The sequence below is a fragment of the Salinivibrio sp. ML290 genome, from assembly GCF_001995695.1.
In the GTDB taxonomy this organism is placed as follows: domain Bacteria; phylum Pseudomonadota; class Gammaproteobacteria; order Enterobacterales; family Vibrionaceae; genus Salinivibrio; species Salinivibrio siamensis.
Genome location: NZ_MUEY01000005.1, coordinates 1 through 17,858, shown reverse-complemented (window position 1 = coordinate 17,858; position 17,858 = coordinate 1). Strand labels below are relative to the sequence as shown.

Genomic DNA, 17,858 nt, shown 5'->3' with positions numbered 1-17,858 from the left:
CTTTGCTTACATGGATAAGTAGCTAAGTAGAGCGACTCTACGTTGACTGTTATTTCACTTGATAGAAGGAATTATCATTGTGGGTAGTAGTCGATTAGGGCGTGCTTGAGCCGTATGGTCTGTAGGTGCTAGTGAAATATTGCATGGGCACAACCAAGAGGAAAGCTTTAGGCCTCTTAATATCGTTGGTCTGAATACCGTTATCTGCTTTAGTAAGCTAGGCGGTGATAGCTAGGTAGGTCTGACTCTACACGGGTACATCTGTGCTTTAAGTTTATTTTCGAGGACTGCTTGAAGAGAGTGGTCTGGGTATCATAGTGATTCAGGTGAACGCCTGAGATACTCTGTTAAGACCAATCCCTAGCTAACGCTCTCATAAGAAGTAACTTGGCTATATGTCTTAGTGTACTGGCTTATCCTCTACACTAATGACTTTAAGCCTCGTTGCCATCTTTCAAGGCTTGTCCCACAAATCGCTCAGAAAGAGTTCCATCGCTGTGTTTTTTGTCTAGGGTAGTTGAAGCGTTAAACGCTATAGCATCAATCGTGCGCTCAAGTAGTTTAGCCTGTAGCTGCGTGTTCTCATGCCCCAAAGCTTTGATCTGCTGCTTGTAGCTATCGTAAGACTTAGCCAACGCTTCCTTATGAGCATACTCTTGTCTTAATCGCTGTTGTTCACTTCGTCTCTTGGAAGCAAAAATTGTTAGCCACAGAAAAGGAAGTACGAACGGGATTTTTTTTAGACCTGTGGTAGTCACTTCGATCCATGTGCCTGCACTAACGAACTCAATACTAAACGGCCAGAATGAGAAACTATTTATCACGAATATGGAAGAACAAATAAACAGCCCAAGCAGCGCTAAGTAAAATAACTTGGTGAAGTCTTTAATCGGGGTGTCACACTCGGACTTTAGAGTTTCATATGCACTTGCCAAACCAGCACTAGTTGCTGCAGGGAGTAGACTTTCAATTTGCTCGTTGAGCGCTGTATATTTTTCTTGCTGCTTGTTTTCAAATTCTGTTAGCTTTTTTAGGTGGTTAGATATTTCCTCATCAAGCCCATTTATCGATTCGTCTTCTTCATCTCCATAAACCCGTACATAAAACTCTCTTAGGTGTTCTAACATTCCTGTTTGAGCTGTAAGGTTTTCTTTAGTCTCCTTTTTTAAGGATTCGGCTTCATCTTTATATTCCTTAATGCTGTTGAAGAGTGCTTGCTCGCCATCTAACCCTAAAAAAATCTCATCATAAGTCACTTTGACTTCGTCTGACATTTCAATTACTTCATTACGCGCCGCGGAGATAATATCTGCCACGCTTTTCTCGTCTGTTGTTCCGTCGATTAGCTTAGTTTTGAGGGTGTTAATAGAAGAGGTGTCACTTTCTGAATCGTTTTTAAGTGACTCTATTTTCTCTGTAAGTTCTGTGATTTCAGCTAGAGCTCTCTTGGCCTTGACACGAAGATTTTCAATGTTGTCATATGAAGCCCGTGACTTTACCTCTTCGGCAGTAGCCATGCTGCTAGTAGAAAAACCTTGCGCTCCCATGTAAACAGAAATGGCTTTGTAAAGATTGTCGGTGTGGTTAGTAAGTTGTGTCTCTATGGATTGAATTTGCTGTGCGTTCTCTTTGTGATTCTCCCACTGTGTTAAATAATTTCTGATGTTATTTAGAAGTACAACCCATCGTTGACATTCAGCATCACTCACAAAATCGGAATCACCGTTTTCCAAAAATGCCTGAATCACAAGCATTACCTTATGAATTCTAGCTAACATTGGATGTTTTTGGTCGTCATCCTGATACTGCTCAATTTTATGTTCAAGATCTTCCATGAGGCTATTGAGGCTCGATTCGAGAGTTTTATTACTTTTTAGAATTCCCTTCACACCGTACTCCTCTTATTTACGAACCTTTGAACTTAGGTGATTGTTTAGTTGCGAATCGTTAACCCCTCGTTAGACATTACACTGATTAGAAAATGTAGGTCAATTAGCCACCCTTAAAGTGTGATAGAGAAGCCTCCCAAATTGGAGTAGGGTAAAAATGAGCTAGAGTTGTCTGGCAGACCACGTCCTGACTAACGCAGTCTTAGTCATCAGAGAGGACAGAGTACAAACCGACACAAGGGCTTTAGCCTCAAACGGCTTCCACCTATGCATTGTGGTTTGTCTGGTCTACCGCTCAAAGGAAATGCATGGGGAAATCATGGGGCACTGCTACTCGCCCCAATAAGCCACCACCATCAATCGACAACAGTGTTTCCACTTGGCTGTTACAGGCTTCCTAAGAGGCCATAGAGAAGCTACTCTGCCATATGGAGTCGAGTATCAACTGCCTCTTGCTCGTCGATGGGGTAATCTATGGTCTCTACATGCTTTTTGAGACTAACTATCGTCAGACCTGAGCCGTAATTGCCACTCACAGAGCTCTCTGACCATCCACCAAGTTGCTTATAAGCTACTTCAGGCACTCCAGCATTCAACGCTAGGTCTTTGAAGTTGTGTCTCAAGCTATGGAAAGTCACACGGTCTGCTCTTAGTTCATGCTTACGACAGAAATAGGCATAGCGCTTACTGTATATGTCTGAGCGATACCCGCCCTGTTTTGGAAGAGGAATATCGAATAGCGTCTCTGTATTCAGTGACTGTACGAACTCGATGAAACCAAGGTTTAACAGTGCGTCAGGCAGAGGCACAGATCTGGCCGAAGAGCTAGTCTTTAACGCCTTGCCGTCCTCTTCATTTACAGAGATATACCAAATGCCCTCGTGTTGCCTGATGTCTGAAGGTCTCAACTGGACGATTTCATTCATACGCAGACCACAACAAAGTGCTATTCGTACAATCCAGTAGTGCTCTGTGCCTTTGGTCAACTGAAGCAACCTGTCGAGCATCTCTGGTGAGTATGGTCTCCGTGCGTCCTTGTCCGCGATTTTTTTCTTGAGCTTCACGTTCTCTGCAGGGTTGAATGTGATATATCGTTCTTGCATAGCGAACTTAAATATTGCAGAAATCGCTTCTAAGCGCTGATTGATGCTCGTGATAGAAAGAGGGGGAAGGTGCTTCAATTGCCCACTACTCACCACAGCAATAAGCTCAGGAGTCGTGAGATTCTTGGTCTCCTTTAACTTGGCTGAATTACTTGGCGTGTCTATCAGTACATTCCTCAGATTTCTTATATCTAGTGCCAAGACCTCTTTGACAGGATAGTCAGCCCCCATAAAACCAAGAAGGAACTCAATAGATACTTGATAGCGCTGCTTGAGCTTCTCACTCATTGGCTTACCAGTTGCTGCCATTTCTGTTTGCTTGTTCTCTAAGAACTCATTAGCGACATATTCAAGTGTTGGAGCTTTTTCTATCTTAGGGATTGGTTTGGTGATGGTCTTAATGTCGCTCGAGAAGCCGCTAATCGAGTCTAGGAGAGTCTGTGTCTGGGCTTGTAGGTGTTGGGCGAACTCGATGAATACACGCGCTTTCTGTGGCTCTGTGAGCGCGTTGTACTGGTCGGTAATCCGGCTAGGGATAGCTCCCTCAAAAACACGGTGTACGCGAGGTGCATCAGCTAGCTTTAGGTTGTCGTGTAGCATGCCAGCTGCATGTTCTTGAATGGCGTCTAGGCTTGCTTCTAACCCGTTCCGTATACCCTCAACATCGACAGAGCCAGTCAGCATGTTGTCTTGCTTGTCTTTTACCCACGTATTGGTGGCTTCAATGGCAATGTTCTGAAGGTCGACCAGCTCAACTCTCTTCTCTGGTACAGAATAGCCACTGAGCTCCGCGAACTCTTTCATCAGGCGACCAGCCTCGATGGTGGCTAGTTGTTTGGCTTGTGTCTTGTTCGAGGTCTTCAAAGAGAAGCGAATAAGGCGCTTGCCATAGTGCTCGACTAGGCGGCTAGGAACTCGCTTTTGGAAATAGTAAACGCTGCTGTTTTTACGTTTGTATATGTGCAAATCGTCGCCCGTGTAGCTCAGCTGCGTATCACACATATGCTTTTTAACTGCTTGAAACAAAAGAACTTTTAATAAAAACAACAACTTAAAGGAAAGTGGTGGAGCTGGCGGGAGTTGAACCCGCGTCCAGAATCAGTCTAACCAATGGCGCTACATGCTTAGTTTGTCTTTAATCTCGTCAGTGTGCTGCGGACAAACACGCCACACAAAGACATACCCAACTTAGTTTTAACGCTTCAGCTCTTGGGTCAAAGCATCCACGCGATCCTGTTTGGTTTTGACTATCCTGAATCCCCGTCCTACAGGCGGAGGCTAGGGAGGATAGGCACTCAACAGGTTATTAAGCTGCTAGTGCGTAGTTTTCGTCGTTTGCGACTATTTTTTTGCGGCTTTTTACGAGGCCAACCGCCCCTCGGCATGCTCCACGGGCCTTCTCAATCCTGTCGAATCCTGAATCAGCCCCAGAGTGTGAGCAGCAGAGTCTAACAGATTGATCTGCCGCGTCAACGATTAACGCGCTGCGTTTTTCATGATCCTGGACTTTTGACGTTGCCAGTCTCTGTCTTTCGCTGTATCGCGCTTATCGTGTAACTTCTTACCTTTTGCCAACCCTATCTTCAGTTTAGCAAAAGATTGTTTCCAGTATAAAGACAGTGCCACCACCGTGAAACCGTCTCGATTGACTTTGCCTAGCAAGGTATCAAGCTCACGCCGCTTAAGCAATAACTTACGGGTGCGCTGTGGATCAGCCACCACATGCGTGGAAGCCACATTAAGCGGGGTAATGGTAGCCCCGAACAAGAAGGCTTCCCCGTCTTTTAACAACACATAGCTTTCACTGATATTGGCTTTACCTGCTCGGAGTGCTTTCACCTCCCAACCTTGTAGCTCAAGCCCTGCCTCGAAGTCATCTTCAATGAAGTATTCAAAGCGTGCTTTTTTATTCAGTGCAATGGTGTTGCTGTTTGCTTTGTTCTTTGCGTTTTTCTTAGCCATAGTGTGCGCATTATAAAGGCGATATATCGAAGAATGAAAGGATTATCGTACTCAGGGGCAGAAAGAGTAAGACTTTATTCGCGATGTTGTTTGCTAACATTGGTCAAAGTGGGTCTCGATGGTATTATCTCGCGGTTAACTTGCAAGGAGTCCCTATGCCGCAAATCATCCGCTCGGCTTTAGTGCCGTACAGTGCTGAGCAAATGTTTGCCTTGGTGAACGATGTTGAATCCTATCCCGCTTTTTTGCCCGGGTGTGTGAGTACCCGTCTTATTGAGCACACAGACACCACCATGGTTGCGTCGTTAGATGTGGCGAAAGCGGGCATAAAGAAAACATTTACCACTAAGAATTATCTGGTGGATAACAGCCGAATTGATATGACGCTGGTGGATGGACCATTTAAACGCTTGAGTGGTGGCTGGAAATTCACGCCACTATCAAGTGATGCGTGTAAAATCGAATTGGATCTCGAGTTTGAGTTTACTAACCGCTTGGTTGAAGCTGCCTTTGGCCGTATCTTCAGCGAGTTAACCAGTAGCATGGTGAAGGCGTTTACAGAGCGAGCGAAAGAAATTTATGAGTGAAGAGACATTGCTGCATGTTGAAGTGGTTTACCCGTTGCCTAATGAGCAGCGCATCTTCAACTGCGTGGTGAAGCGCGACTCGACGGTGGAAGACATTATTCGTCAATCAGGTGTCTTAAACGCCTATCCGGAGATTGATCTTGCGACCAACAAGATTGGGGTATTTAGCCGACCGGTGAAACTAGACGCGCAAGTGCGCGACGGGGATCGCATTGAGATTTACCGGCCGCTGCAAGCTGACCCGAAAGAGATCCGCCGTCGTCGCGCCGAACGCGCGAAACAAGAGGGGAAAGCCGATCCTGTCACCGGGGGCCGTGTTGATTCCCAGCGCAAACGCTCGTAACGGGGCAAAAAGAAAGGCGCCGAGCGGCGCCTTTACTAAAGGATGAATATATAGCGGCATCAGAGTGCCGGATGCATCACCGTTACTGAACGGCTTCGAAAAATTGCTCGCCCGGCTCGAAATCACCGTCCATGTTGACTAATTGGTTATTATCGTCAAAGGAGAGGACCAGATCTTTTTGTGTCGGCGCTTCATGGCCAGGTTGTTGCCATTGCACAAAGTACCAAGTGTTGGGGTAGCCTGACTCAACGAGCATAGGAGGACCGAGAAGGAACTTAACCTGCTCTTTGGTCATGCCAAATTTCAAGGCGTCCACGGCCTTTTCTTCAATGTAATTTCCTTGGTTTATATCCACTCGATAAACCAGTTTTTCGGCATAAGAGCAGCCCATCATGGCAATCGCCATCAGAGAGGCAACGGCGGCTTTAGTCCAACCCATAGTTAATATCTTCACTGTCTTTTGATGGCAAATCACGTCTTTCGAAGACGCTTAGCAGTTCGTGCCTGCTGGCTTTCGCGTCCCGAGTATAATCAAGCAGAGAATATATGTAAAAAACCTGCTAACGACCAGCGTTTGGACGGTGATAATGTGAAAAAGTTCGACGTGTGTAAGGAAATAACCGAGAAAAGCAGAGCTAGTGCACTTTTCTCGGTCTTAATGCCACATTCAACGCTGTTTTGACTTGGCAGAATCAAGCGGCCACTAGAAGATCTTCCGCGTTTGCGAGGGTGCGATCAGTGATTTCACTGCCGCCCAGTAACCGTGCAAGTTCACTAATTCGTGCCTTATAGTCGAGCGGGTACATACGGGTCGTGGTGCTGCCTTTCTCTGTGTCTTTGGCAACAAACATTTGCTGATGGCCACAGCCTGCGACTTGCGGCAAGTGGGTGACGCACATCACTTGGGTGGAGTCGCCAAGTTGACGCAAGAGTTTGCCCACAATCGCTGCTGTAGGTCCACTGATCCCCACATCAACCTCATCAAAGATAAGGCTTGGTGTTTCAACCTTTTGCGCGGTGATGACTTGAATGGCCAGTGAGATTCGAGAGAGCTCGCCGCCGGATGCTACTTTAGCCAGTGGTTGTAAAGGCTGACCTGGATTCGTCGACACAAGAAACGCCACAGCATCGCCACCCAGTGGGCTGAGGTGGGTTTCCGCTTTATTCTCGACTTGGATCTCGAAGCTACCATGTTCCATGCTCAGCTGGTGCATGCTTTGCGTGATCAGTTTGTTCAATTCTTTGGCATAGCGGCGGCGGCTTTTGCTCAACTTCTCAGCGGTGTCGAGACAGTCAGCAAACTGCTTGTCCACATTGGCTTGCAATTGCTCAATCGCCTCATCGTTATGTCCCAGTTTCTCCAACTCTTGAATCAATTGTTGATGCGTTTCATATAATGCATCGGGTTGAACCTGATGTTTACGCGCCAAACTCATGATAGTGCTCATGCGCTGATCTAGATACTGAAGGCGTTGAGGATCCATATCGAGTTGATCAAGATAACTGCTCACTTCTTGACTCGTCTCTTGCGTTTGGATCCGCGCCTCTTCAAGCATCTCAGCGAGCGGTGAAAAGTGATTGTCCATCGCGGCTAATTCACTTAAACGCTGTTGAGCGGCGGTCAATAAACTTAGGGTGTTAGTTTCTTCGCCTTCACTGAGTAGATCCACTACCGCCTGACTGGTCATGGCGATATCACCACTGTTCGATAAGCGCTTGTGTTCTTCTTCAATGTGTTGGTATTCCTCTTCACCCAATGCGAGTTCATTGAGTTCACCCACTTGATATTCCAATAGCTGTTGCTGAGCATCAATGTCATCTTTTTTCTTGATCAATGCTTTTAGCTCATTTTTAGTGCGGCGCCAACGCTGATAGCGTGTCGCCATTTTATCCAGCAAAGACTGGTGACCGGCGTATTGATCCAACAAGGTAATCTGGTGTTCGGGACGTAACAGCTGTTGATGCGCATGCTGACCGTGGATATTAATCAATAACTGCCCAAGCGCTTTTTGTTGTGAGGCGGGAACCGGGTTTCCGTTAATGTATGCGCGTGAACGACCTTCTTTGGTGATCACACGCCTTAGAATGCAATCGTCGCCGTCTTCGAGTTCGTTATCTTGTAGCCAGCGACGCGCGGCACTGTTTTGCTCTAGGGTGAAACTGGCAGAAATCTCTGCGCGCTTTTCACCCGGGCGAACCATATTGGCATCGGCACGATCGCCAAGGCATAAACCCAGCGCATCGATAGAAATGGATTTACCCGCCCCGGTCTCACCGGTGATCGCCGTCATGCCTTTACTAAACTCCAGCTCCAAGGATTTAACGATGGCAAAGTTTTGAATGGTTATATCGGCTAACATAGTAAACACCTGTATCTATCAACAACTGTGTATAGATACAGTATATACTGTTTTTTCATCCAGTGAATACTGTTTAGCAAGAATTGTTTTGAATGCGATGAACAGCACAAAAATTGTGCATGAAAAAAGCAGGAAGACCTGCTCTTTATCGGATGCGGAGAATAAGAATAAGGAAGTGGCTCGCTTAAAATAGCTTAGAAGACCAACCCAGTTTTTTACGTAAGGTATTGTAATAATTGTAGTCTTGAGGATGAATGAGCTTGAGAGTGGCCGGGCTTTTGTAAATATGTACCTCATCACCTGGGTTGACTGGCAAAGAGACCTGACCATCACAGCTCACTTCCAACGTGCCGCGGTTATCTGGGGAAACCAGTAATTTTATACGGCGGTTGCCATCGACGACCAGCGGGCGGCTTGACAGTGTATGCGGAAACATAGGCACGAGCGAAATCGCGTTGAGGCTGGGAGATAAAATGGGGCCACCGCCGGACAAGCTATAGGCTGTTGAGCCTGTGGGGGTCGAGATAATAATCCCGTCTGAGCGCTGTGAGAAGGCAAACTGCTCGTTAATGTACACCTCAAATTCAATCATGTGCGCGACTTGCCCGGGGTGAAGCACTGCTTCATTCAATGAGGCGTTATGACTTTTTACCTGATCATGGCGATGGATTTCGGTTTCAAGCAAAAAACGGTCTTCGTCCACGTAATCGCCGTTTAATACCGCTTCTAGCGCATGTTCGAAGGCTTCGGGATCTAAGTCGGTGAGAAAGCCGAGGTTACCGCGGTTTACCCCGATCACCTTGATATCGCAGCGAGACAATACGCGGGCAGCACCTAACATGTTACCGTCCCCACCGATCACAATGGCCAAGTCAGCGTGTTGGCCAATGCTGACCAGATCCAAATAATGTGCATCCGGCAAACCCAGGTTAGTGCTTAAACGTGTATCGATACACACGTCATAACCGCGCTCGATAAGCCAATGGTAGAGGCCTATGTGTGTGTTAACCGCTTCCGGGTTACGAGGTTTGCCAATTAAGGCAATGCGCTGGAATGGTGTCGACATAATTAGGATCTCATCGTTATTTGAGCTCAGTATAACGCGGGAAAAAAGCGATTGTCGTGATTTGCGTTATGTGGGCGGTTGAATCACAAAGATTCATCCCCATAATACTTTCGTCAATCAAGTTGAATAGTCCCAGTGGCGTGCTGGGCAATGCCATTTGTGTCGGAGTGATCATGAGCGAAGAACAGAAAGTGAAGCAAGAGCAGGAAGCGATGAAAAACGCGCAAGCTGCTGAAGCCAAAGGTACAGAGCAGGCCGCTGAGCAACAAGCAAGTAGTGGTGCAGACATTGAGCATGAGGAAACCGCAGCCATGATTGCACGTATCACCGAACTTGAAGCGGCGCTCGAGGCGAGCGAAGCCAAGGTGCAAGAGCAGCAAGACAGTGTGCTGCGTGCCCGAGCAGACGTGGACAACATGCGTCGTCGTACCGAGCAAGAAGTGGATAAGGCGCGCAAGTTTGCCTTAGAAAAATTCGCCGGTGAGCTTTTACCTGTGATTGATAACCTTGAGCGTGCCGTGGAGATGGCCGACAAAGAAGACGAATCAATCAAGCCAATGGTGGAAGGCGTTGAGCTGACGCTGAAAACCATGATGGATACCATCGATAAGTTTGGGTTGAAAGCGATCGATCCACAAGGTCAGCCGTTTGACCCTGAATTGCATCAGGCCATGACCATCCAAGAAAGCGCGGAGCATGAGCCAAATACCGTGATGATGGTGATGCAAAAAGGTTATGAGTTAAACGGCCGTGTTGTGCGCCCAGCCATGGTGATGGTGTCTAAAGCGCCGCAAGGTAACGTAGACGAAAAAGCCTAACGAGGGCTCGAAGAAGGCCCTTGCCGAACTCGATTCGGTGTTTTTTTTGCCTTCTCCCCTTGAAAAGCATTTGGCTGCCCTTATTTAAACGGCAGCACTAAATAAAAATTGCGGTGAGGGGGTTGAACCTCTCACAGTTACCCCCACATAAGGGGTAACGCATTAAAGCCACAGAACGAATTTCGGAGAGCACCAGATGGGTAAAATCATTGGTATTGACTTGGGTACAACCAACTCATGTGTCGCCGTACTTGACGGTGAAAAAACGCGCGTCATTGAGAACGCAGAGGGTGATCGTACAACACCATCGGTTATCGCTTACACACAAGATGGTGAAACACTTGTCGGCCAGCCTGCGAAGCGTCAGGCAGTGACAAACCCAGAAAACACCCTGTTTGCTATCAAGCGTCTGATCGGCCGCCGCTTCGAAGATGAAGAAGTGCAGCGTGATATCAGCATCATGCCTTACAAAATTGTTAAGGCAGATAACGGTGACGCTTGGGTTGAGGCGAAAGGCCAAAAAATGGCTGCGCCACAGGTGTCTGCTGAAGTCCTGAAGAAAATGAAGAAAACCGCTGAAGATTTCCTCGGTGAGGAAGTGACTGGCGCGGTAATTACTGTCCCTGCTTACTTTAATGACTCACAGCGTCAAGCAACCAAAGATGCTGGTCGTATCGCAGGTCTAGAAGTTAAACGTATCATCAACGAGCCAACAGCTGCGGCACTGGCTTATGGTCTAGACAAAAAAGGCGGCGATCGCACAATCGCTGTGTATGACCTAGGTGGTGGTACCTTCGATATCTCTATCATCGAAATCGATGAGGTAGATGGCGAGCAAACGTTCGAAGTATTGGCAACAAACGGTGACACGCACCTTGGTGGTGAAGACTTTGATAACCGTCTGATCACTTACTTGGTTGACGAGTTCAAAAAAGAGCAAGGTATCGACCTACGTCAAGACCCGCTAGCGATGCAGCGTGTCAAAGAAGCGGCTGAGAAAGCGAAGATTGAACTGTCTTCAGCACAGCAAACAGACGTGAACTTGCCTTATGTGACGGCGGACGCAACCGGTCCTAAGCACATGAACATCAAAGTTACGCGTGCCAAGCTAGAATCACTGGTTGAAGAGCTGGTTCAGCGTTCACTTGAGCCAATGAAAGTGGCACTGGCTGATGCGGAGCTATCAGTTGACGAAATCACTGACGTTATCTTGGTCGGCGGTCAAACTCGTATGCCAATGGTACAGGCCAAGGTGGCAGAGTACTTCGGTAAGGATGCACGTAAAGACGTGAACCCTGATGAAGCCGTTGCCATGGGTGCCGCGGCACAAGGTGGCGTACTGTCTGGTGATGTAAAAGACGTACTGCTGCTTGACGTGACCCCGCTTTCACTGGGTATCGAAACCATGGGCGGTGTGATGACCAAGCTGATTGAGAAAAACACCACGATCCCAACCAAGGCGAATCAGGTGTTCTCGACGGCAGAAGACAACCAAAGTGCGGTAACGATCCACGTGATTCAGGGTGAGCGTAAGCAAGCCATGCATAACAAATCACTGGGTCAGTTCAACCTTGAGGGCATCCAGCCTGCGCCACGTGGTGTGCCACAAATTGAAGTAACCTTCGATTTGAACGCCGACGGTATCTTGAACGTGTCTGCTGCTGATAAGCAAACGGGTCAAGAGCAGAAGATCACTATTCAAGCGTCTGGCGGTCTGAGCGACGAAGACGTTGAAAAGATGGTTCAAGAAGCAGAAGCGAATAAAGAAGCGGACAAGAAGTTCGAAGAGCTAGTGACTGCGCGTAACCAAGCAGACCAGCTGGTTCACGGTACACGTAAGCAAATGGACGAAGCGGGTGACAAACTGCCTGCGGAAGACAAAGAGAAGATCGAAACCGCCATTTCTGAGCTAGAAACCGCGCGTAACGGTGAAGATAAAGAAGACATCGACGCGAAGGTTCAAGCACTGGTTGCCGCTTCATCAAAATTGATGGAAATCGCGCAGCAGCAAGCTCAAGATGAGCAGGCGCAGCAAGACGCCGGTGCTGATTCAGCAAAACAAGACGACGATGTTGTCGATGCTGAGTTCGAAGAAGTTAAAGACGACGACAAGAAATAAGCGAAAGCACTGTCGTTAATAAGCACGGGCGTAGGGGAGCAATCTCCTTCGCCCGTCGTTTTATCAAACAGTGAATTGAACGTCTTTGTTTTGTTGACGTAAACAGGTGCAGTCAGACCATGTCTAAAAGAGATTTGTATGAAGTGCTCGGCTTAAGCCGCGATGCAAGCGAGCGCGATATTAAAAAAGCCTATAAGCGGCTGGCGATGAAATATCACCCAGACCGCAACAAAGGCGATGATGCCGCCGACCAATTTAAAGAAATCAAGTTGGCCTACGAAGTGCTGACCGACCCGCAAAAACGTGCAGCCTATGACCAATATGGTCATGCCGCCTTTGAGCAAGGTGGTATGGGAGGCGGCGGCTTCGGCGGCGGAGGCTTCGGCGGAGGTGCTGACTTTAGCGATATTTTTGGTGACGTATTCGGCGATATATTCGGCGGAGGTCGTCGTGGTGGTCAGCAACGCGCGCAACGTGGTGCCGATTTACGCTACAACATGGAGCTTACCTTGGAAGAGGCAGTCCGTGGCGTCAGCAAAGAGATCGAAGTGCCTACTTATGTCGGGTGTAAAACCTGTGATGGCAGTGGGGCGAAACCGGGCTCGAAAAAACAAACTTGTGGGACTTGTAACGGGATCGGCCAAGTGCAAATGCGCCAAGGTTTCTTCGCGGTCCAACAAGCGTGTCCAACGTGTCATGGTAGCGGGACCATTATTAAAGACCCTTGTAATAGCTGCCACGGCCAAGGTCGCGTAAAAGAAACCAAGCACCTAAATGTGAAAATTCCTGCAGGTGTCGATACGGGCGATCGCATTCGCTTATCTGGTGAGGGAGAAGCCGGTGAAAACGGTGCTCCGGCGGGTGACTTGTATGTTCAAGTGCACGTCCGCGAACACCATATTTTCACCCGTGATGGTAACAACCTCTACTGCGAAGTACCGGTGAGCTTCACCATGGCAGCGCTCGGTGGCGAGGTTGAAGTCCCTACGTTAGATGGCCGTGTTAGCCTAAAAGTCCCAGCAGAGACACAAACGGGCCGCATGTTCCGTATGCGCGGTAAAGGGGTGCAGTCTGTTCGTGGTGGCGGTGTTGGCGATCTCATCTGCAAAATGGTAGTCGAGACCCCCGTTAACTTGAGTAGCCGACAAAAAGAGCTGCTTCAAGAACTGGAAGAGTCGTTTAGTGGCACTGAAGCGAAAAAGCACAAGCCAAAATCAGAAGGCTTTTTTGACGGTGTGAAGAAGTTTTTTGACGATTTGACCGGATAAACGCTTAGCCTGACAGACAGTAAAGCGTTATCTGTGAATAACAATTGCGAATAGTGAATAGCCAGCCTTGTGCTGGCTATTTTTTTGCCACAAGAACCTATTTCAAAGAGAAGTCTGTCGTGCCCTACTCGGAGGGAAGCGAGCAGGATGTCTCGGCTGACATGCTGGTAATTACCCCATTAGGGTGCAATGCCAACCTATTGCATGGGTCGTCATGCTGACGACCATCTGCTTGAGGGTGAGCGATAATTCTATAGCTTGTTTTACTGCCTTTTATCGAGAACTGATAGTCGGATGATACTTGGCAATCTGTGCAAACAAGCCCCTGTTCTAGAAGTTCAGAGTGAGAAACGCTTGGGTAATATGCCTTGGTGATGACTTGTATTTCTACCCAGGACTGGAGCTGCACTAACCGCCCAATCGCTGCTTTGCGTGCTTGTGTTTGCTGATACTGGTGAAAGTGAGGCACGACCACGGCCGCTAAGGTGGCAATAATGGCGAGCACTATCAGGATCTCGATCAACGTCACTCCATGTTGAAAACGGCGGCTTTGACGCTGACGCATTCTTTTTAACCTCTCGAAGAGTTGATAATGAAAACCCTACTGAGCCTATGCGGGTGTTAGCCTGCAGGCAATGGCGACCCCCAAACCTTGGGAGACAGTATGCGTTTTCAAACTCTGCGCTTAAGTCAGTGCTCTCGGCGCTGTCTTAAAAACATGAGTGGCATCACCCTTATTGAGTCCCTGCTGGTACTGAGCGTGTTGGCGGCTGTTTGCACCATCGCGATTCCTCGCTTTTCGTCTGCCCAGCAAGCAACGATGATCGCGAGCCGCAGTGAATCGCTCACAAGTTTGTTTCATCTTGCTCAAGCTCGTGCGATGGAAGAAAGCCGGGTCTATCATCTTCGCCTGCTTAAAGCAAAAAACACCCAGTGTATCGTTGCGCAACCGAGTCGTGGAAGCGGTCTACTTAGCAGTGCACCTGATCAGCTCTCCGCCATGTCTTGCCAACAGACAAGATTGCCTATGGTGACGATCCCGACTGATATCTCGCTGTTGCTTAAAGCGAAAAAAAGCTGGGCGCCGTTACCGGAAGGTGAGATATTCTCGATTGATTTTCGCACCCAGCGACCAACCTTGAATCTGACCGTCGGTTTGGGCGACGGCGACGGGCAAGCGCCTGACTATGTGGTCACTGTCCGTCAATACCTCGGTTTTGAATCCTGTCAGTGGGGTGGTATCGACAGTGCATGCAGCTAAGTCCAAAGGGTACTCATTAGTTGAGCTTTTAGTCGGTWTGTCAGTGAGTATTTTAGTTTCAATCACAGCACTTGCTGTCTTGACTTCGGCAACCACGATGCAAGCCAGACTCGATGCCAAGACGCGCTTATCGCTCGAAATCAGCCGCTTATTAACGATGATGGAAACTGAGATACGCCGAGCCGGGCTGTGCTACCAGTGTGGTGGCGCATCACCCTACCTCTTTGACAATGGTCATGAACCTCAGCTTTTATTGATTGATGAAACCCCTTCGCAGCGTCAAGGGCAATGCCTTCGTTTTGCTTATCAACAAGGCAGCACCCATCCTACGAATACCGTGGGTAAAGATGACGCCAAAGGCTTTCGACTAGACACTGAAGCCCATGCCATAGAGGTCTATGAGAACCACCGAGACACAGCGAACTGGTCGTGTGAATCAGGTTATTGGCGAGATATTTCTTCTCGTGCATTGAAGATCTCGCATTTATCTTTTACCCGTAACGAGGTGCATACCGAAAATGGTCGACGCATTACCTCACTGACTATCAAGGTTTCCGCCTCGCTAAACCGCCAACCTGGTCTGCGTAAAGATGTGTCGCGAACATTGGTTTTAGCTAATACGGTGGCCTCATCATGAAGTACGTCGCAAAATGCACGCGTGACCAAGGTATAGCCACCCTCGCGGTGGTCGCCAGTATCGCTCTGATTACGCTTCTGATTGTATTAGGCGTCAGTCGACGCGCAGTCAATGATATCCAACAAACACAGGCGAAAATCACAACCGAGCAATCCCTTTCTAGAGCGTGGGCGGCTCTAGATTGCGCGGTGGCTAAGATCAAACATGATGGTATTCATTTATCGAAAGACGATGTGGCAGCGGGGATAGCGCAACTCTCACCTTGTCAACATATCGCAGGGAGCCAATTATGGTTGGAGCCTTGGCAAAATAGTGAGCGCGGAATGTGGCATCTTTACGCGACTCATGCACAGCAACAAGTCGGAGTGACCCTAGCAAAAGCCACCGGTGCACGAAGAAGTTCATTTGTCACTTCAGGATCAGCAGCGTTTTACGGTGGCAATACATGGCGACCAGCAAAGGGAAAAAAGCGAGAGGATGGTTTATATGAATGCCATTCAATTGTAGCCGGGGGCGATGTCATGATTCGTCCACGCACTTCGGGTGAAGGTGGGCCTGAGAGTGAAGAGGAGAAAAGTGAAAACAAGTTCACCGTCAGCTTAGAGAGCAGTGATAAATGCGCTCCCGAATATAAAACGGAGATTAGCGACTATACAGTGGCAGATAGTCGCGATGAAACCGGCGCGCGACTAAAAAAAGATGTGCAAACCAATGTTGAGAATATGGACTTGTTCAAAGAGTACTTTGGTGCTCCTCGCGCGCAGTGGAAAACAGTCAGAGAACAATTTGAACGTCAAGGCGGCACCGTTTTTAGTACCCATGGTGATCCCTCTGAGTGTTATGATCCATTACTGAGTGCGGTTTCAAACAGTACATCATCAGAGAACGCGAATATTAAAGTGTGGGTTGATGGGCCTTGCGATTTGAGTCGGGGAGAACATGCGGTGTTAGCAAGCGATGTACCTATTCTCCTCGTTGTTCAAGACGGTATTCTGGCTTTACGAGGTGGTATGGATGCATTTAACGGTGTGATTTATCAGTTTACCTCGACGCCTAGCGATAATAATTTTGCCGATCAATGGGGGATGAGTATTTCCGAGTCTGGACAGATGTCTTGCTCGAGCTCTAATAGCAATATCCAAGAACTTTGCCCAATGATCACATCGACCGTCACCGATCCTGATCAAGCACGGCATGTCCCTTTTTGGTTTCACGGTAGTTTCATCACCAAGGGCGCATTTATTACCGACGTGCCGGATGGCCACTCCGTGGTGTATGGTTCATTCAAACCGACCTATAGTGGTGAGATATTGCAGAAGAGCTTTGCTGGGCTTAGGCAGTGGCGGCCTGTCGGTAACAGTTATCATGACATCAAACCGCCTCATGGAGAGGGGTAGCATGTTACGAGCGCGAGGTTTCTCATTTATCGAGATCTTACTGGCTCTTGTGTTGGTTTCTATGACTAGCGCTGGCGTGTATCGCCTGACAACGGATATTCAGACTCAGCAGCGTGATGCACGTTTAGCTAAAGAGGCTATGTATTTGGCTAACAACCAACTCTCTCACTGGCGATTGATCAATACTGATGCGCCATGTTCAACAAGTAACCGTGATCCCATCAGGTTAGATAACCTTTCGGAGTGTTTGATTACGACCGAAGACTCGATCTATGAGCTGGTGGTGACTAATGTGCAAAACACACTGATAGTCGATGATAAGGTATCTGCCAAAACACTAACGCTGGCAGTGCGGTGGCAAAACCGCCGTCAACAGCAACAATCTCTGGTTTTCTATTTCACAGGGGCGCGGCGACAAAACGATTTCAATTAAAGTCCCCCTCCACGAACGGCAAACGTGAAGTGGTGGCTTTTTGCTCGCTTGAAACGTTTTTAAGAAAAACCCCTTGCGTCACAAAAATACCTCTCTATAATGCGCTCTCGTTGGCACGGCAAGCCGCGCTAACAACGGCAAAATAAACAAGCAAAACAAAATGCTTGACTTGTTGCCAAAGTGGCGTAAGATGCCACTCCCGCTCAAGATTGAGCGGCGCTCTTTAACAATTTGACCTATGCAATCTGTGTGGGCACTCGTTGAGAATAGACAAAAAGATTTATTCGATAAACTGAGTGACCAAGCGACAACTTTTACAGTTGTTCGGCACAGTCAATTCGTTTGTCTCGTAAGAGACAAACAAAACAGTATTTATCGAGCCGTTTGTCTGTCTTCCCTTTTGGGAAAGCAAACACCAAAACTTAAATTGAAGAGTTTGATCATGGCTCAGATTGAACGCTGGCGGCAGGCCTAACACATGCAAGTCGAGCGGAAACGGCAGTATTGAAGCTTCGGTGGATTTACTGGACGTCGAGCGGCGGACGGGTGAGTAACGGCTGGGAACCTGCCCTGACGAGGGGGATAACCGTTGGAAACGACGGCTAATACCGCATA

16 protein-coding genes, 1 rRNA gene and 1 other RNA gene are annotated in these 17,858 nt (G+C 48.0%); 10 read left to right on the top strand and 8 right to left on the bottom strand.

Annotated elements, in window-relative coordinates:
- Nucleotides 1–434 precede the first annotated feature (434 nt).
- From BZG23_RS06130 to smpB, 4 genes are all read right to left on the bottom strand, one after another.
- The gene (locus BZG23_RS06130) at nucleotides 435–1,889 is read right to left on the bottom strand and encodes a hypothetical protein (RefSeq protein ID WP_077605719.1); all 1,455 of its coding nucleotides are present in this window, start codon (nucleotides 1,887–1,889) and stop codon (nucleotides 435–437) included.
- A 416-nt stretch (nucleotides 1,890–2,305) separates the two neighbouring features.
- Nucleotides 2,306–3,994, bottom strand: coding sequence for a site-specific integrase (locus BZG23_RS06125; RefSeq protein WP_077605720.1), 1,689 nt, complete (start codon nucleotides 3,992–3,994; stop codon nucleotides 2,306–2,308).
- 60 nt (nucleotides 3,995–4,054) lie between these two features.
- Nucleotides 4,055–4,421, bottom strand: a transfer-messenger RNA (tmRNA) gene (gene ssrA, locus BZG23_RS06120).
- 47 nt (nucleotides 4,422–4,468) lie between these two features.
- Nucleotides 4,469–4,954: an SsrA-binding protein SmpB gene (gene smpB, locus BZG23_RS06115; protein WP_046075179.1), complete on the bottom strand. Its 486-nt coding sequence runs from the start codon at nucleotides 4,952–4,954 to the stop codon at nucleotides 4,469–4,471.
- A 155-nt stretch (nucleotides 4,955–5,109) separates the two neighbouring features.
- Here smpB and BZG23_RS06110 point away from each other — a divergent pair, with 155 nt between their 5' ends.
- Complete coding sequence (locus BZG23_RS06110) at nucleotides 5,110–5,541, top strand: SRPBCC family protein (RefSeq protein ID WP_046075180.1); 432 nt, start codon at nucleotides 5,110–5,112, stop codon at nucleotides 5,539–5,541.
- Nucleotides 5,534–5,884: an RnfH family protein gene (locus BZG23_RS06105; RefSeq protein ID WP_077606435.1), complete on the top strand. Its 351-nt coding sequence runs from the start codon at nucleotides 5,534–5,536 to the stop codon at nucleotides 5,882–5,884. The genes BZG23_RS06110 and BZG23_RS06105 overlap by 8 nt, the downstream gene beginning before the upstream one ends.
- A gap of 82 nt (nucleotides 5,885–5,966) precedes the next feature.
- Here the strand turns inward: BZG23_RS06105 and bamE are convergent, their stop codons facing one another.
- The 3 genes from bamE to nadK all read right to left on the bottom strand — a co-directional run bounded on the left by bamE (nucleotide 5,967) and on the right by nadK (nucleotide 9,310).
- Nucleotides 5,967–6,323: an outer membrane protein assembly factor BamE gene (gene bamE, locus BZG23_RS06100; RefSeq protein ID WP_046075182.1), complete on the bottom strand. Its 357-nt coding sequence runs from the start codon at nucleotides 6,321–6,323 to the stop codon at nucleotides 5,967–5,969.
- Nucleotides 6,324–6,576: 253 nt separating this feature from the next.
- Nucleotides 6,577–8,244, bottom strand: coding sequence for a DNA repair protein RecN (gene recN / locus BZG23_RS06095; protein ID WP_077606434.1), 1,668 nt, complete (start codon nucleotides 8,242–8,244; stop codon nucleotides 6,577–6,579).
- A gap of 184 nt (nucleotides 8,245–8,428) precedes the next feature.
- On the bottom strand, nucleotides 8,429–9,310 hold the full coding sequence (gene nadK / locus BZG23_RS06090; RefSeq protein ID WP_046075184.1) for an NAD(+) kinase: 882 nt from the start codon (nucleotides 9,308–9,310) through the stop codon (nucleotides 8,429–8,431).
- A gap of 173 nt (nucleotides 9,311–9,483) precedes the next feature.
- Between nadK and grpE the strand changes: the two genes are divergently transcribed.
- The 3 genes from grpE (at nucleotide 9,484) to dnaJ (ending at nucleotide 13,515) form a co-directional block, all read left to right on the top strand.
- Entirely contained in the window at nucleotides 9,484–10,128 is a 645-nt protein-coding gene (gene grpE / locus BZG23_RS06085) for a nucleotide exchange factor GrpE (protein WP_077606433.1), read from the top strand.
- A gap of 196 nt (nucleotides 10,129–10,324) precedes the next feature.
- Nucleotides 10,325–12,247: a molecular chaperone DnaK gene (gene dnaK / locus BZG23_RS06080; protein WP_046075186.1), complete on the top strand. Its 1,923-nt coding sequence runs from the start codon at nucleotides 10,325–10,327 to the stop codon at nucleotides 12,245–12,247.
- A 119-nt stretch (nucleotides 12,248–12,366) separates the two neighbouring features.
- Complete coding sequence (dnaJ, locus tag BZG23_RS06075) at nucleotides 12,367–13,515, top strand: molecular chaperone DnaJ (protein WP_046075187.1); 1,149 nt, start codon at nucleotides 12,367–12,369, stop codon at nucleotides 13,513–13,515.
- A gap of 124 nt (nucleotides 13,516–13,639) precedes the next feature.
- On the opposite strand, the gene BZG23_RS06070 is transcribed toward dnaJ, so the two are convergent.
- Complete coding sequence (locus BZG23_RS06070) at nucleotides 13,640–14,080, bottom strand: type IV pilin protein (RefSeq protein ID WP_077606432.1); 441 nt, start codon at nucleotides 14,078–14,080, stop codon at nucleotides 13,640–13,642.
- Between the two features lie 99 nt (nucleotides 14,081–14,179).
- Between BZG23_RS06070 and BZG23_RS06065 the strand changes: the two genes are divergently transcribed.
- The 5 genes from BZG23_RS06065 to BZG23_RS06045 form a co-directional block, all read left to right on the top strand.
- The gene (locus BZG23_RS06065; protein ID WP_077606431.1) at nucleotides 14,180–14,776 is read left to right on the top strand and encodes a pilus assembly FimT family protein; all 597 of its coding nucleotides are present in this window, start codon (nucleotides 14,180–14,182) and stop codon (nucleotides 14,774–14,776) included.
- Nucleotides 14,777–14,873: 97 nt separating this feature from the next.
- Nucleotides 14,874–15,413, top strand: a complete 540-nt coding sequence (locus BZG23_RS06060) for a hypothetical protein (RefSeq protein WP_077606430.1) — start codon at nucleotides 14,874–14,876, stop codon at nucleotides 15,411–15,413.
- The gene (locus tag BZG23_RS16585) at nucleotides 15,410–16,810 is read left to right on the top strand and encodes a hypothetical protein (protein WP_077606429.1); all 1,401 of its coding nucleotides are present in this window, start codon (nucleotides 15,410–15,412) and stop codon (nucleotides 16,808–16,810) included. The genes BZG23_RS06060 and BZG23_RS16585 overlap by 4 nt, the downstream gene beginning before the upstream one ends.
- Before the next feature lies 1 nt (nucleotide 16,811).
- The gene (locus BZG23_RS06050) at nucleotides 16,812–17,243 is read left to right on the top strand and encodes a type IV pilus modification PilV family protein (RefSeq protein WP_046075192.1); all 432 of its coding nucleotides are present in this window, start codon (nucleotides 16,812–16,814) and stop codon (nucleotides 17,241–17,243) included.
- Nucleotides 17,244–17,667: 424 nt separating this feature from the next.
- Nucleotides 17,668–17,858, top strand: a 16S ribosomal RNA gene (locus tag BZG23_RS06045); the annotation flags it as partial.

Bases quoted from the DNA above. Each gene is read 5' to 3' on its own strand.
- BZG23_RS06125 (WP_077605720.1), bottom strand. From the start codon at position 3,994: ATGTGTGATACGCAGCTGAGCTACACGGGCGACGATTTGCACATATAC.
- smpB (WP_046075179.1), bottom strand. From the start codon at position 4,954: ATGGCTAAGAAAAACGCAAAGAACAAAGCAAACAGCAACACCATTGCA.
- BZG23_RS06110 (WP_046075180.1), top strand. From the start codon at position 5,110: ATGCCGCAAATCATCCGCTCGGCTTTAGTGCCGTACAGTGCTGAGCAA.
- BZG23_RS06105 (WP_077606435.1), top strand. From the start codon at position 5,534: ATGAGTGAAGAGACATTGCTGCATGTTGAAGTGGTTTACCCGTTGCCT.
- bamE (WP_046075182.1), bottom strand. From the start codon at position 6,323: ATGGGTTGGACTAAAGCCGCCGTTGCCTCTCTGATGGCGATTGCCATG.
- recN (WP_077606434.1), bottom strand. From the start codon at position 8,244: ATGTTAGCCGATATAACCATTCAAAACTTTGCCATCGTTAAATCCTTG.
- nadK (WP_046075184.1), bottom strand. From the start codon at position 9,310: ATGTCGACACCATTCCAGCGCATTGCCTTAATTGGCAAACCTCGTAAC.
- grpE (WP_077606433.1), top strand. From the start codon at position 9,484: ATGAGCGAAGAACAGAAAGTGAAGCAAGAGCAGGAAGCGATGAAAAAC.
- dnaK (WP_046075186.1), top strand. From the start codon at position 10,325: ATGGGTAAAATCATTGGTATTGACTTGGGTACAACCAACTCATGTGTC.
- dnaJ (WP_046075187.1), top strand. From the start codon at position 12,367: ATGTCTAAAAGAGATTTGTATGAAGTGCTCGGCTTAAGCCGCGATGCA.
- BZG23_RS06070 (WP_077606432.1), bottom strand. From the start codon at position 14,080: ATGCGTCAGCGTCAAAGCCGCCGTTTTCAACATGGAGTGACGTTGATC.
- BZG23_RS06065 (WP_077606431.1), top strand. From the start codon at position 14,180: ATGCGTTTTCAAACTCTGCGCTTAAGTCAGTGCTCTCGGCGCTGTCTT.
- BZG23_RS06060 (WP_077606430.1), top strand. From the start codon at position 14,874: ATGCAAGCCAGACTCGATGCCAAGACGCGCTTATCGCTCGAAATCAGC.
- BZG23_RS16585 (WP_077606429.1), top strand. From the start codon at position 15,410: ATGAAGTACGTCGCAAAATGCACGCGTGACCAAGGTATAGCCACCCTC.
- BZG23_RS06050 (WP_046075192.1), top strand. From the start codon at position 16,812: ATGTTACGAGCGCGAGGTTTCTCATTTATCGAGATCTTACTGGCTCTT.